This is a genomic window from Luteibacter rhizovicinus DSM 16549, from assembly GCF_001887595.1.
GTDB classification, from domain to species: Bacteria; Pseudomonadota; Gammaproteobacteria; order Xanthomonadales; family Rhodanobacteraceae; genus Luteibacter; species Luteibacter rhizovicinus.
In genome coordinates this window covers 556,521-568,626 of sequence record NZ_CP017480.1, presented here as the reverse complement: position 1 = coordinate 568,626, position 12,106 = coordinate 556,521, and the positions used below count along the sequence as shown (strand labels likewise).

General features: G+C 65.4%; 14 protein-coding genes. 11 read left to right on the top strand and 3 right to left on the bottom strand.

The genetic code is table 11. From position 1 onward, the window contains the following. Positions 1 to 168: 168 nt before the first annotated feature. Positions 169 to 1,515 (bottom strand): sensor histidine kinase, encoded by a 1,347-nt coding sequence (locus tag BJI69_RS02705; RefSeq protein ID WP_211258450.1) that lies wholly within the window; start codon positions 1,513 to 1,515, stop codon positions 169 to 171. Next, on the bottom strand, positions 1,512 to 2,225 hold the full coding sequence (locus BJI69_RS02700) for a response regulator (protein ID WP_046965992.1): 714 nt from the start codon (positions 2,223 to 2,225) through the stop codon (positions 1,512 to 1,514). Before BJI69_RS02700 ends, BJI69_RS02705 begins: the two co-directional genes overlap by 4 nt. A gap of 168 nt (positions 2,226 to 2,393) precedes the next feature. Here BJI69_RS02700 and BJI69_RS02695 point away from each other — a divergent pair, with 168 nt between their 5' ends. The 11 genes from BJI69_RS02695 (at position 2,394) to BJI69_RS02645 (ending at position 11,214) form a co-directional block, all read left to right on the top strand. Then, a complete protein-coding gene (locus tag BJI69_RS02695; RefSeq protein ID WP_046965991.1) occupies positions 2,394 to 3,173 on the top strand; it encodes an MlaA family lipoprotein in 780 nt (259 codons plus the stop codon). 10 nt (positions 3,174 to 3,183) lie between these two features. Then, positions 3,184 to 3,393, top strand: coding sequence for a hypothetical protein (locus tag BJI69_RS02690; RefSeq protein ID WP_046965990.1), 210 nt, complete (start codon positions 3,184 to 3,186; stop codon positions 3,391 to 3,393). Between the two features lie 218 nt (positions 3,394 to 3,611). Continuing rightward, positions 3,612 to 4,064: an SUF system Fe-S cluster assembly regulator gene (locus BJI69_RS02685; RefSeq protein ID WP_046965989.1), complete on the top strand. Its 453-nt coding sequence runs from the start codon at positions 3,612 to 3,614 to the stop codon at positions 4,062 to 4,064. A 14-nt stretch (positions 4,065 to 4,078) separates the two neighbouring features. Continuing rightward, positions 4,079 to 5,539 carry a Fe-S cluster assembly protein SufB gene (gene sufB, locus BJI69_RS02680; RefSeq protein ID WP_046966010.1) on the top strand — a complete coding sequence of 487 codons (1,461 nt, stop codon included), beginning with the start codon at positions 4,079 to 4,081 and terminating at the stop codon, positions 5,537 to 5,539. Positions 5,540 to 5,541: 2 nt separating this feature from the next. After that, positions 5,542 to 5,949: an ACT domain-containing protein gene (locus BJI69_RS02675; protein ID WP_046965988.1), complete on the top strand. Its 408-nt coding sequence runs from the start codon at positions 5,542 to 5,544 to the stop codon at positions 5,947 to 5,949. 17 nt (positions 5,950 to 5,966) lie between these two features. Then, entirely contained in the window at positions 5,967 to 6,752 is a 786-nt protein-coding gene (gene sufC / locus BJI69_RS02670) for a Fe-S cluster assembly ATPase SufC (RefSeq protein WP_046966009.1), read from the top strand. Beyond that, a complete protein-coding gene (gene sufD / locus BJI69_RS02665; protein WP_046965987.1) occupies positions 6,749 to 8,080 on the top strand; it encodes a Fe-S cluster assembly protein SufD in 1,332 nt (443 codons plus the stop codon). The genes sufC and sufD overlap by 4 nt, the downstream gene beginning before the upstream one ends. A gap of 32 nt (positions 8,081 to 8,112) precedes the next feature. Continuing rightward, entirely contained in the window at positions 8,113 to 9,360 is a 1,248-nt protein-coding gene (locus tag BJI69_RS02660) for an aminotransferase class V-fold PLP-dependent enzyme (RefSeq protein WP_046965986.1), read from the top strand. Between the two features lie 140 nt (positions 9,361 to 9,500). Further along, positions 9,501 to 10,034, top strand: coding sequence for a GNAT family N-acetyltransferase (locus tag BJI69_RS02655; protein ID WP_046965985.1), 534 nt, complete (start codon positions 9,501 to 9,503; stop codon positions 10,032 to 10,034). Then, positions 10,031 to 10,345, top strand: coding sequence for a non-heme iron oxygenase ferredoxin subunit (locus BJI69_RS02650; protein ID WP_046965984.1), 315 nt, complete (start codon positions 10,031 to 10,033; stop codon positions 10,343 to 10,345). Before BJI69_RS02655 ends, BJI69_RS02650 begins: the two co-directional genes overlap by 4 nt. 89 nt (positions 10,346 to 10,434) lie before the next feature. Next, positions 10,435 to 11,214: a CPBP family intramembrane glutamic endopeptidase gene (locus tag BJI69_RS02645; RefSeq protein ID WP_046965983.1), complete on the top strand. Its 780-nt coding sequence runs from the start codon at positions 10,435 to 10,437 to the stop codon at positions 11,212 to 11,214. Between the two features lie 9 nt (positions 11,215 to 11,223). On the opposite strand, the gene BJI69_RS02640 is transcribed toward BJI69_RS02645, so the two are convergent. Further along, positions 11,224 to 11,988: a MipA/OmpV family protein gene (locus BJI69_RS02640; protein WP_046965982.1), complete on the bottom strand. Its 765-nt coding sequence runs from the start codon at positions 11,986 to 11,988 to the stop codon at positions 11,224 to 11,226. Between the last annotated feature and the right edge of the window lie 118 nt (positions 11,989 to 12,106).

Sequence of the window (12,106 nt, the reverse complement as noted above, 5' to 3'; positions counted from 1 at the left end):
TGGTTGTATGAGGGGAAAGAGCAGGATGCGTGCCAGTGGGTAGTGAGACGCTACAGCCCTTGTGCGGTGCGGCAGAGGGCAGCGTTTTCCTGACGCGACCAACGGCATTGCACCAACATCGGGCTATATAGTCCCGGAAAAGGTGCGATTGACCGCCGGGGCAGGCGGTTAGCTGACCGCACTGATGATCGGTAGCCGCACGCAGACGCGGAGGCCGCCTGACTCACGGCTCTCCAGTGAGATGTCCCCGCCATGCCCGCGCACCGCCGAGCGCGCAGCGGCCAGCCCCAGGCCAACACCGCCCGTCTTCCGGTTGCGCGAGCTCTCGACACGGAAGAACGGGCGGAAGACATCTTCGCGAAGATATTCCGGGATGCCGTTGCCGTCGTCGTCGATCGTGATTTCGACCCACTCGGCTTTCGAAGCGAGGTGCACGTTGGCGCGAGTGCCGTACTTGATCGCGTTCTCGACGAGATTCGCGATCGCGCGACGCAGCGTAAGCGGACGGCCCACGTAGGCGATGCTTTCCCCAGCGTGGAATGTGACGTCGTCGCCAGCGTCGCGAAAGTCGTCCAGTACCGTGTCGACGAGTTCGGATAGGTTGAAACGCGTCGCGACCTCCTGCTCGCTGTCGTCACGGAAGAAGTTCAGCGACGCGTTCACCATCGCCTGCATTTCGTCCACGTCGCGGAACAGCTTTCGCTGCTGCTCCTCATCCTCGATGAACTCTCCACGCAGCCGCATGCGCGTGAGTGGTGCGCGCAGGTCGTGCGATATCGCCGCAAGCATGTGGGTCCGGTCGGCGACGTAACGCTGCACCCGCGCCTGCATTTCGTTGAAGGCCTGGCCGACGAGGCGGATCTCCAGGGGGCCGGTCGCCTCGACGGGCGGCGCGTTCACATCCGTGCCGAAGCGCTGGGCCTGTCGCGCGAAGCGCTCCATGGGTCGCGCCAGGCGCCGGCTGGCGAGGGCCGCCACGACCAGGCTGCATGCCACGATGAAAGCAGCGGTGAGCAGGCTGCGCTTCCCACCGCCCAGTCCCCAACTGCGCTCGGAGGTGACGAAGAGGACCCATGATCGATCCGACAGGCTGATCGCTAGTCCGTAGTGATCTTCCGGTCCATGCAGGCCGGGGTCGCCGGGCTCGTAGGCCAGGACGCGGGCGTCTGGGCGTCGGAGCAGTGTCCTGACCTTTTCCCTGCCGATATGAAATGTCGACGTGGCGATCGGTATCGGAAGCGCCGCATCGTTCGGCAGCCACGTCGCGCGGTAGGTCGGATTGTTCGCCGAGGCAGCAAGTTGCGGTCGCAAGGCGGGAGGCATGCCGTCGAGAACGCGGACGATGGCCACGGCCTGGTCGACGATGCCGGTCTCGTCGATGCCCGGCTTCGCCCATACGCCCGCGACGGCGACGAACGCCGCATTCATGCCCGCCGCGATGATCACCGCGACGACGATGTTGATGGCGAACCATCGTCCGATGGTGTCGGACGCCCAGCGCCCGGGGCGGATCACTGGCGTTCCACGGTGGAGGCGAACAGATAGCCCACATTGCGCACGGTGCGGATGATTTCCGGATCGCCGGGATCCTCCTCGATTTTGCGGCGCAGCCGGCTTACCTGCACGTCGATGCTGCGATCGAAGGCTTCGTGAGCGGGCCCGCGCGACATGTCGATAAGCTGCTCGCGCGTGAGGACACGTTGCGGGTGCTGTGCGAATGCGACGAGAAGTTCGAACTCTCCGCCGGAGAGCGGCGTCAACGTGAAGTCGGACGAACGAAGCTCACGACGCACGATATCGAGCCGCCAGCCGCTGAAACACAGCGTGGGCGAATGACTGGCGAGCGACTCCCGTGCGAGCGACGTCTCACTGCGACGGAGCACGGCGCGCACGCGGGCGAGTAGTTCGCGGGCGTCGAAGGGTTTGGTCACGTAATCGTCGGCGCCGAGTTCGAGGCCGACGATGCGGTCGGTCGCTTCGACGACACCCGTGACCATGATGATCGCCATCCGTCCCGCTGCCCGGATCCGTTTGCACAGGCTGAAGCCGTCCTCGTCGGGGAGCATGACGTCGAGCAGGACGAGATCGTACGACGCCCTCGCGAGCCGGGTGTCCATCTCCTTTCCCGAGGCGGCCATATCGGTTTCGAACCCGTTCCGGAGGAAGAACCGCTGCAGCAGCGAGCGGATTTCCTCGTCGTCGTCCACGATGAGAAGGCGTTGCATGGGTGGGCCGGATTCTGTTGTGCGTGACGCTATATATATCGGGTCGAGGGCGTGTTTTGTCATTTATTTCCGGTTGGAAACACTATGTCCGGCCAGACGCGAATTGGAAAAACGCGATACGCAAACGGTGGTCACTCTCAGGCTAAGCCCGCCACCCGAGAGATTCCGATGCCTGCTTCCCTGCGTTCGACCCCGACATTCCTGGCCCTGTTCTCCACGCTGGTGCTGTCGGCCTGTTCCCATGGTGTGAGGAAGGACGAAGCGGGCACGGCCGCCCCCATCGCGAGCGACGAGCCGATCAACCGGAAGGTTTTCGCCTTCAACGAGGCGGTTGACCACGCCGTCCTTCGCCCGGTAGCGCGGGGCTATTCCCATCTGGGCAAGCCGGTGCGCAACGGTGTGCGCAACTTCGCGCAGAACCTCCAGGAGCCCCTGGTCTTTGCCAATGACCTGCTCCAGGCCAACTTCCTGCGATCGCTCAACACGGCCGGCCGCTTCGTCGTGAACAGCACCGTGGGCGTGGTCGGCATCTTCGACGTCGCGAACCATTGGGGCATGCCTCACCACGCCGCCGACCTGGGCCAGACCTTCGGTGTCTGGGGGATGGGGCCTGGCCATACGGTTGAGCTCCCGGTGTTCGGCTCGTCGAACGTGCGCGACTCCGTCGGGCGCATCCTGACCCTTGCGTTCAACCGGTTGGGCGACAACTCAGATACCGTGGGCGACCTCCAGCTGGCCGGGACGGCGGGCGGCATCGTCGACGGGCGTTCGCGCGCGCTGCCCCTGACCGACAAGCTGGAGCAGTCGCCCGACTATTACGCCGCACTGCGCGATGCCGCTGCGTCGCGCCGAGTTGCACTGGTCGAGGACGGGCGAGTGGGCACGGTCCACCCTACCGTGCCGAACAGCGACGGGCGGGCTGCCACCGGCCTGCCGGTCAACCCCTGAGGTTGCCCTCATGTCCGTTCGCGTGCTTTGCGATACCGCTCGGGTGCTGGCCGCCGCGCGCCGCATCGAGCCAAACCGCGCCCGGCGTCGGGCCTGGTATGTCGAAGATCCCATTGCCGAACTGGGGTTCCGCACCGCGGAGGATCTGGTGGAGGCGGGCGAGACCTCGCGTCTGATCGCCATGATCGAGGCGATCCGAACCCACGAACGCAACCGCTGATTTCCCACCCCTTGTAGGAGCCGATTCATCAGCGATTGTGGGAGCCGCTTCAGCGGCGATCCCGCGGCAGCGGGCCAAGGTTTGGCGAGCACCCATTCGCCGCTGAAGCGGCTCCCACATAAATCGGTTCCTACGGGGGTGTGTCGGGGCCGTTCGCATTGCACAGTCGGCCGGAAAACAGTACCATTTTGGTCCGGTATTGAATGTCCCCTTCCCCGATGCTCCGTGTCAGCCGTTTGACCGATTACGCGACCGTGGTGATGACCTGCATCGCCGCGCACCCTGCCGACGTTCTGAGTACCGCTCAGATCGCCGACGAGGCGCGCCTGGAGCTGCCCACGGTGTCGAAGCTGCTCAAGCTGCTCGGCCACGCGGGGCTGGTGGAATCGTTTCGCGGCGTCAACGGCGGTTACCGCCTGGCGCGTCCGGCTGAGGCGATCAGCCTCGCCGACATCGTCGAGGCGATGGAAGGGCCGATCGGGATGACGGAATGCAGCGTGGCCCAGGGCCAGTGCGACCGTCAGTCCCAATGTGGTGTCAGCGATAGCTGGCGCTCGGTTTCCGGGGCTATCGGTGGCGTGCTGCGCGCCATGACCCTGGCCCAGATGCTGGCCGGGCGCCCCACGGCGCCGGCAAAGGACGCGACCCAGGTCGCGCAGGCGAACGCATGAACGAGAGTGAGAACATGACACGCGACGTGGCAGCCCCGGTGCGCGACAACGCTGAAGTCGTAGAGGCGCTCAACCGCCGCTACGAGGCCGGTTTCGTCACCGATATCGAATCCGACAGCCTTCCGCCGGGCCTGAGCGAGGATACCGTCCGCCAGCTCTCCGCGATCAAGGGCGAGCCGGAGTGGATGACCGAATGGCGCCTGGCCGCGTATCGACATTGGCTGACCATGCCGGAGCCGGATTGGGCCAAGCTCGATATCGCGCCGATCGACTATCAGGCCGTCAGCTATTACTCGGCGCCGAAGGCCGGCCCGAAGTCGCTCGATGAAGTCGACCCGAAGCTGCTCGAGACTTACGAGAAGCTCGGCGTGCCACTGCACGAGCGCGCCCGCCTTGCAGGCGTAGCCGTCGATGCGGTGTTCGATTCGGTTTCCGTCGGCACGACCTTCCGCAAGGAGCTGGCCGAGGCCGGGGTGATCTTCTGCTCGATGTCCGAGGCGATTCGCGAGCACGGTGACCTGGTGCGCCAGTATCTGGGCAGCGTGGTTCCGACCGGCGACAACTACTTTGCCGCGCTCAATTCGGCGGTCTTCTCGGACGGCAGCTTCGTCTTCATTCCCAAGGGCGTGCGTTGCCCGATGGAACTGTCGACCTATTTCCGCATCAATGCGATCAACACCGGGCAGTTCGAGCGCACGCTGATCGTCGTCGAAGACGACGCTTATGTGTCCTACCTCGAAGGCTGCACGGCGCCGATGCGCGACGAAAACCAGCTGCATGCGGCCGTCGTCGAACTGGTCGCGCTCGAACGTGCGCAGATCAAGTATTCCACGGTGCAGAACTGGTACCCGGGCGATGAGAACGGCGTCGGCGGCATCTACAACTTCGTGACCAAGCGCGGTGACTGCCGCGGCGCGGATTCGAAGATCTCCTGGACCCAGGTCGAGACCGGTTCGGCGATCACCTGGAAGTACCCCAGCTGCGTGCTGCGCGGCGACCGCTCGGTGGGTGAGTTCTACTCGGTGGCGCTCACGCACCACCGCCAGCAGGCCGACACCGGCACCAAGATGATCCACATCGGCAAGAACACCAAGTCGAAGATCGTCGCCAAGGGCATCAGCGCCGGCCGCAGCTCGAACAGCTATCGTGGCCTGGTGAAGATCGAGAAGGGCGCCGATGGCGCGCGTAACTACACGCAGTGCGATTCGCTGCTGATCGGCAAGAAGTGCGGTGCCCACACCTTCCCATACATGGAAGTGAAGAATCCCAGCGCCATCGTCGAGCACGAGGCCACCACCTCGAAGATTTCCGACGACCAGCTGTTCTACTGCCTCTCGCGCGGTATCGGCGAGGAAGACGCGGTCTCGATGATTGTCGACGGCTTCTGCAAGCAGGTGTTTCGTGAGCTGCCGATGGAATTTGCCGTCGAAGCCAAGAAGCTGCTCGAGGTCTCCCTCGAAGGCGCGGTGGGCTGAGCATGGGTATCGCCGGCTCCGCCCCGGGCCTGACCGATCTGCGCGCCTTGCTGGCTGCGCTCGATCCGGAACTCGACCCGGTGCCCAAGCGATTTCTGCACGCCTCCCACGAGAAGGCGCGGGAACGCATGGCCGATGCCCTGATGATGTTCCGCGAAGCCGAGGGCACCACACTGATCGTCGACGTGGACGACGAGATCCCCGGCAACGACCGCATGCTCTGGGCGCGCATCACCCTGCGCGTGCAGTCGAGTCTTACCGCGGTCGGCCTGATGGCCGCCGTTTCCGCCGCGCTGGCCAAGCGCGGCATTCCCTGCAACCCCGTTTCCGCGTTCCTGCACGATCATCTGTTCGTGCCCTGGGATCGCCGCGATGACGCGCTCGACGCGCTGTCGCACCTCACGCCCTGATGGATAGCACCATGCACATGCTTACGATCGACAACCTCCATGCCCGTGTCGAAGGCAAGGAGATCCTCAAAGGCCTTTCGCTCGCCGTGAAGCCCGGTGAAGTGCACGCGATCATGGGGCCGAACGGCGCGGGTAAATCCACGCTGGCGAACGTCCTCTCCGGACGTGACGGTTACGAGGTCACCGAGGGCTCGGTGAGCTTCGATGGTCGCGACCTGCTGGCACTGGAGCCGGAAGAGCGCGCTGCCGTCGGCATGTTCCTCGCCTTCCAGTACCCGGTGGAGATTCCCGGCGTCAACAACACCTACTTCCTGCGTGCCGCGCTCAACGCGCAGCGGAAGTTCCGTGGTGAGGAAGAGCTGGACTCCATGCGCTTCCTCAAGCTGGTGCGCGAGAAACTCAAAGTCATGCAGATTTCCGACGACCTGCTGCATCGCGCCGTGAACGAAGGCTTCTCCGGTGGCGAGAAGAAGCGCAACGAGATTTTCCAGATGGCCGTGCTCGAGCCGAAGCTGGCGATCCTCGACGAGACCGACTCCGGCCTCGATATCGATGCCCTGAAGCAGGTCGCCGAAGGCGTCAACGCCCTGCGGTCGCCGGACCGGTCGTTCCTGATCGTCACCCATTACCAGCGCCTGCTGGACTACATCGAGCCCGACTTCGTGCACGTGCTTGCCGGCGGACGGATCGTGGAGAGTGGCGACAAGAGCCTTGCGCTCAAACTCGAGGAGCAGGGCTACGCCTGGTTGGCGGATCACCATCCGGAACTGCGCAAGGCCGATCTGGCCGGAGCTCCGGCATGAATCTCGCGCCGTCCCCGTTCGTGCGGGCGGCACTGGATGCCGCCGCGGCCGTGCCGCCCAGCGGCATTGCCTGGCTCGACGCCGCGCGCCGCGAGAATCTCGAGACGCTCGCCGAGACGGGCCTGCCCGAAGCCCGCAATGAGGCCTGGAAGTACACACCGCTCCGAGCGCTGTCGCAGCGCGCGTTCGCGCTGGCCGACGCCGGTGTCGCGAACGGTGTCGTCGTCGAACCGTCGCGCTATGCGCTGCCCGGTGTCGACGGCCCGCGCATCGTCTTTGTCGACGGCGTGTTCCGTGCGGATCTTTCGTCGCTGGACGCAGGCGAGGGCGTCTCGCTCTCGCCGCTCGGCGTCGCGCTTGCCGCACAGCCGGAGCCGCTTCGCTTCGCACTCGCGAATCGCTATCGCCGTGGCGCCGCCGATGCCTTCGCCCACTTGAATGCGGCGCTTGCCGTCGATGGCGTTGTCCTGCATATCGCCGGCAACGCCATGATCGCGAAGCCGGTGCATATCGTTCACGTCTCCAGCGGCGTGCAGGCCGACACCGCCTGGCATGTTCGCGTGCTGATCGATGTAGGGCAGGGTGCCCGCGCCGACGTGGTCGAGCATTTCGTCTCGCAGGGTGAGGCCGCCCAGTTGGGCACCGTCGTTGCCGACGTCGTCGTGCGCGATGGCGCGACGCTGGGCATGGTGCTCCTGCAGGACGCGTCCGCATCGACGACGCTCGTCCGTCGTAGCCACGTACGCGTCGAGGCAGCGGCCAAAGCGACCGTCCATGCGCTGGAACTCGGTGGCGCGCTCGTGCGCCACGAACTCACGACCGAGCTGGTTGGTGACGGCGCACGCTTCGACTCGCGCGGCGTTTTTGCGCTGAGCGGCCGCCAGCACACCGACACCCAGCTCGAAGTTCGCCACAATGCACGCGATACCGCGTCGGATGCCCTCTGGCGTGGGATCGCGGATGGTCGCGCACGTGGCGTCTTCCGCGGTGCCATCGTGGTAGCGGAAGGTGCCGACGGCAGCGATGCGTCGTTGAGCAACAAGAATCTTCTGCTTTCGGCCCAGGCCGAGATCGACACCAAGCCGGAGCTCGAGATCTACGCCGACGAGGTCAAGGCCGCGCACGGTGCGACCATTGGCCAGCTCGACGAACGCTCGCTGTTCTACCTGCGGTCGCGTGGCATTCCGCTGGCACAGGCGCGGAGCCTGCTCACGCTGGCGTTCTGCCGCGCCGCGCTCGAATCGCTGCCGAACGAGGCCTTGCGCGAGCATCTGGGCGACCTGCTGGTCGGTCACCTGCCGACCGGTCCCGCCGAGGCGCTCGCCTAATCCCATCGCACACCGAATACCGGAGCCAAGCCATGAACGCCAAGCCCGAGCCAGCGGTGTTGCCGCTCGATGTAGAGCGCATCCGCGCGGATTTTCCGCTGCTGTCGCGCACCGTCCACGGCAAGCCACTGATCTACTTCGACAGCGCCAACACGAGCCAGAAGCCGCTGTCGGTGATCGAAGCGGTGGACCGTCACTACCGCCAGCACAACGCCAACGTGGCGCGCGCGGTGCATACGCTGGGCGAAGAGGCGACGGCCTCGTACGAAGGTGCACGCGACGCCATCGCGCGCTTCATCAACGCGTCCTCGCGCGACGAAGTGATCCTGACCTCCGGTACGACGCAGGCGATCAACCTGGTCGCTTACAGCTACGCGCTGCCGCGCCTGAAGCCGGGTGACGCGATCCTCACCACGGTGATGGAGCATCACGCCAACATCGTGCCCTGGCAGCTGGTCGCCGAGCGTACGGGCGCGACGGTCAAGGCGGCGCCGATCGACGCGAATGGCGACCTGATCCTCGAACGGTTCTTCGAGATGCTCACGCCGGAGGTCAAGCTCGCCTGCGTCGGGCATGTATCGAACGTGCTGGGTACGGTCAACCCGATCCGCGAGATCGCACGCGAATGCCGCAAGCGTGGCATTCCGCTGCTGGTCGACGGCTCGCAGGCGGCACCGCATCGTCGCATCGACGTACAGGCCCTGGGCTGCGACTTCTATGCGATTACCGGGCACAAGATGCTGGCGCCGACCGGTACCGGCGCACTCTGGGCCAGGCGTGAACACCTGATGGCGATGCCGCCGTTCTTCGGCGGTGGCGAGATGATTCGCGAGGTGCGCTTCGAGGGCACGGTGTTCGCCGATCCGCCGCATCGCTTCGAAGCGGGCACGCCGAATATCGCCGGCTTCGCGGGCATGGCGGCGGCCATCGGCTATATCGAAGACCTTGGCTACGATCGCCTCAAGGCCTACGAACAGGACCTGTTGGCGTATGCGACGAGCGCGGTGGAGAACCTGCCGGGCGTGCGGATCTTCGGTCGTGCGAAAGAAAAGGAACCCGTTATCTCGTTCCTGATCGAGGGCGCCCACGCCAACGACATGGCGACGCTTCTGGACCTGCAGGGCGTGGCTGTACGCTCGGGCCATCACTGTGCGCACCCGTTGATGCATTTCTTCGGTGTGCCCGCGACCCTTCGTGCGTCGCTGGCCTTCTACAACACGAAGGCCGAGGTGGATGGTTTCATCGAGGCGATCGGCAAGGTGCGCAAGCTGTTGCTTTGAGGCAGCCTTCGCTCTGTGTGGGAGCCGCTTCAGCGGCGATTCCTGCGGAGCGGAATTTTCGCCATGATCGCAAGCACCCCATCGCCGATGAATCGGCTCCCACACAAGCCAGTTCCCACATGAGCCATTGCTGCCCGCCCATGACACCGACGCATACGTTCCGAACCGCCACCGCTGCCGATGCCCCGCGGATCGCCGCCCTGGTCGAGTCCGCTTATCGCGGTGACGCCAGTCGTGCCGGCTGGACCACCGAGGCCGACTTCCTGCATGGCCGGCGTACCGATGTCACCGAGATCGACGAGCTCCTGACCGGCGAGAACGGCCGCTTCGTGCTGTTCGAGCGCGATGGCGTCATCGGCGCTTCCTGCTACATCGAGCACCAGGGGCCGGTCTGCTATTTCGGCATGTTCTCCGTGCACCCACCACTGCAGGGCGCAGGCATCGGGCGTCTGGTCATCGAGGAAGTCGAGCGCATCGCCCGCGAGGAATGGGGCAGCGAGAGGATCGAGATGACCGTGATCGACATCCGCGCCGAATTGATCGCCTGGTACGAGCGTCGTGGTTATGTCCGCACGGGTCGCACCAAAGCCTTTCCGTACGGCGACGAGCGGTTCGGCCTGCCGCAGCGCGACGATCTTCGGTTCGAGTACCTGGTCAAGGACCTGGGCCGATGAGCCACTGGATTCGCGTCGGCACGCGTAGCGAGCTCCTGCCGGGCGAGTTCAGGGTCGTCTGGGATGGCGATACGGCCATCGCCGTCTACAACATCGACGGCGCCCTGTATGCGATCGAAGACGTCTGCACGCACGACGGTGGTGAACTGGCCGGCGGTCCCGTCGTCGGTTTCGAAGTGGAGTGCGTGCGTCATGGCGCGCGGTTCGACCTGCGCACGGGCGAGGTAACCTGCCCACCGGCGTACGAGCCGGTCACGGTGTTCCCGGTCCAGGAGCGCGACGACGCCATCTGGACCCGCGACGACCGCTGAGCTGCGTGGCGAGTCTTGTCCACAGGCTATGGCGCGCAACGCGTTCACGCCCTAAGCTTGGCTCCGGCGACACTTGTACCGGGGAATCCATGTTATCGAACGGCCGTAGGCGCATTGCGCTCGCGTTCGCGCTCCTGTTCGTCCTGTACCAGGCCGCCGAAGGGTTCGGTGCTCGCCTGCTCGGTAGCGTGGCCGTCCAGGCGGCCTTCCTGCTCGCCATGCTCGGGGCCGCGTGGCCGCTAGGTCGCTGGCTTGGTTTCCGCGGCTACGAGGCGTACGCGCTCGAATGGCGTCGCACCGCGCCGCTCCTGCTGGCAGGCGGTCTCGCGCTGGCTTTGCTGATGAAGTACGTCGCGGTCTGCGTGGGCATGGCGTTGAACGTCTATGCGGCACGGGCGCCCGAGGCGGCGCCTGTCGCGGCGGTGTCCTTCCTGTCGTCGATTCCCTGGGCGCTCCTGGTGACCTTCATCCCCTCGCTGGCCGAAGACATCATCACGCGTGGATTTCCCTATCGTGCCGCCCGCATCCACTGGCAGCCGTGGGTGTTCGTGCTCGTGTCGAGCGTGCTGTATGTCCTCGACCATATCTACCGGCTGCAGCGCGGACCGACGGAATGGGTGACGCTGTTTGTTTTCGGCCTGGCGTACGCGACCGCCGTAGCGCGCACAGGCTCGCTTTGGCTGGCGGTCGGTATGCATTGGGGCTGGAACCTGGCCAACGTGCTGATCGGGGATATCCTGCCGCACGATGTGCTCTCCACCACGTGGGCACCGTGCCTTTCCGCGGCGGCGCACCTGGTCATGCTGGCGGTGCTGTTCGCGCTTCCCTCGCCCTTCGAACGGGATGGCCTGGACGCCGACCTGGCCTGACGCAACGGCTCAGAAGTGATAGACGAAGGCGAGCGTTTCGGTGACCTGACGCGTGGATCCAAAGTGGCTGACGAGCGGACTCGATCCGGCTCCGCCATAGAGTTTCCCGTAGCTCACGGCCAGGGCAAAGCCGGTCTGCAGCGACGTCGGAATGAACGCGTCGTACTCGATATCCGCCGACTGCCCGCCGGCCCCCGGGCTCCATGCGCGCGTGCCGAGATTGGCCGCCTCGGCGGGAGTGACGCCGAAGAAGCGACGCATGGCCGGACCATTCATTCCCTGCACCTGCAGCTCGAGCGAGTGCTGGATGTACCAGACATCGGGTAGCTGGTAGTCGGCGTAAAGGGCGCCATAGGCACCGGCACCGTCGGTATCGTGCGCGACATGGCCACCCACGGTGAACTTCTTCGTGAACGCGTATTCGAGGTAGCCGCCCCCCTGGAAACGCGGCGAAAGCGAGGCGACCTTGCCGCCGAGCGGCCCCAGGGCATCGCGCGTGCGGCCCCATAGCCAGCTGCCGTAAGCGCCGCCGTGCCAATGTTCACCGTGGAGAAGATCGATCTTGAGGCCATCCGAGGTCGACAGCTCGCCCACGCCGGGGATCTCGATGTCGACATAGGGGATGGCCTGATTGCGATGATCCTTCGAGCCCTGCCAGGCAGGCAGACGCTGTGCGCCCGCCCCGAAGGCATACGTCGGTGCAGTGTCGTCTTCGGCATGGACGGCCGCGCAGGCCACGAGCAGGAACAGGGCGGCAAAACACGGACGGCGCATGCGAAAAGCCGGGATGGGGAGGTGCGAAGGATGCCACAACCGCCTTAGCTCACGCTGTCGTCACGGGAAAGGGGTGGGAAAGGGAGGCCACGTAGCCTGCGCAGCATCCCGAAAAACG

Bases quoted from the DNA above. Each gene is read 5' to 3' on its own strand.
- BJI69_RS02685 (WP_046965989.1), top strand. From the start codon at position 3,612: ATGCTCCGTGTCAGCCGTTTGACCGATTACGCGACCGTGGTGATGACC.
- BJI69_RS02675 (WP_046965988.1), top strand. From the start codon at position 5,542: ATGGGTATCGCCGGCTCCGCCCCGGGCCTGACCGATCTGCGCGCCTTG.
- BJI69_RS02645 (WP_046965983.1), top strand. From the start codon at position 10,435: ATGTTATCGAACGGCCGTAGGCGCATTGCGCTCGCGTTCGCGCTCCTG.
- BJI69_RS02660 (WP_046965986.1), top strand. From the start codon at position 8,113: ATGAACGCCAAGCCCGAGCCAGCGGTGTTGCCGCTCGATGTAGAGCGC.
- BJI69_RS02695 (WP_046965991.1), top strand. From the start codon at position 2,394: ATGCCTGCTTCCCTGCGTTCGACCCCGACATTCCTGGCCCTGTTCTCC.
- BJI69_RS02640 (WP_046965982.1), bottom strand. From the start codon at position 11,988: ATGCGCCGTCCGTGTTTTGCCGCCCTGTTCCTGCTCGTGGCCTGCGCG.
- sufD (WP_046965987.1), top strand. From the start codon at position 6,749: ATGAATCTCGCGCCGTCCCCGTTCGTGCGGGCGGCACTGGATGCCGCC.
- sufC (WP_046966009.1), top strand. From the start codon at position 5,967: ATGCTTACGATCGACAACCTCCATGCCCGTGTCGAAGGCAAGGAGATC.
- BJI69_RS02650 (WP_046965984.1), top strand. From the start codon at position 10,031: ATGAGCCACTGGATTCGCGTCGGCACGCGTAGCGAGCTCCTGCCGGGC.
- BJI69_RS02655 (WP_046965985.1), top strand. From the start codon at position 9,501: ATGACACCGACGCATACGTTCCGAACCGCCACCGCTGCCGATGCCCCG.
- sufB (WP_046966010.1), top strand. From the start codon at position 4,079: ATGACACGCGACGTGGCAGCCCCGGTGCGCGACAACGCTGAAGTCGTA.
- BJI69_RS02690 (WP_046965990.1), top strand. From the start codon at position 3,184: ATGTCCGTTCGCGTGCTTTGCGATACCGCTCGGGTGCTGGCCGCCGCG.
- BJI69_RS02700 (WP_046965992.1), bottom strand. From the start codon at position 2,225: ATGCAACGCCTTCTCATCGTGGACGACGACGAGGAAATCCGCTCGCTG.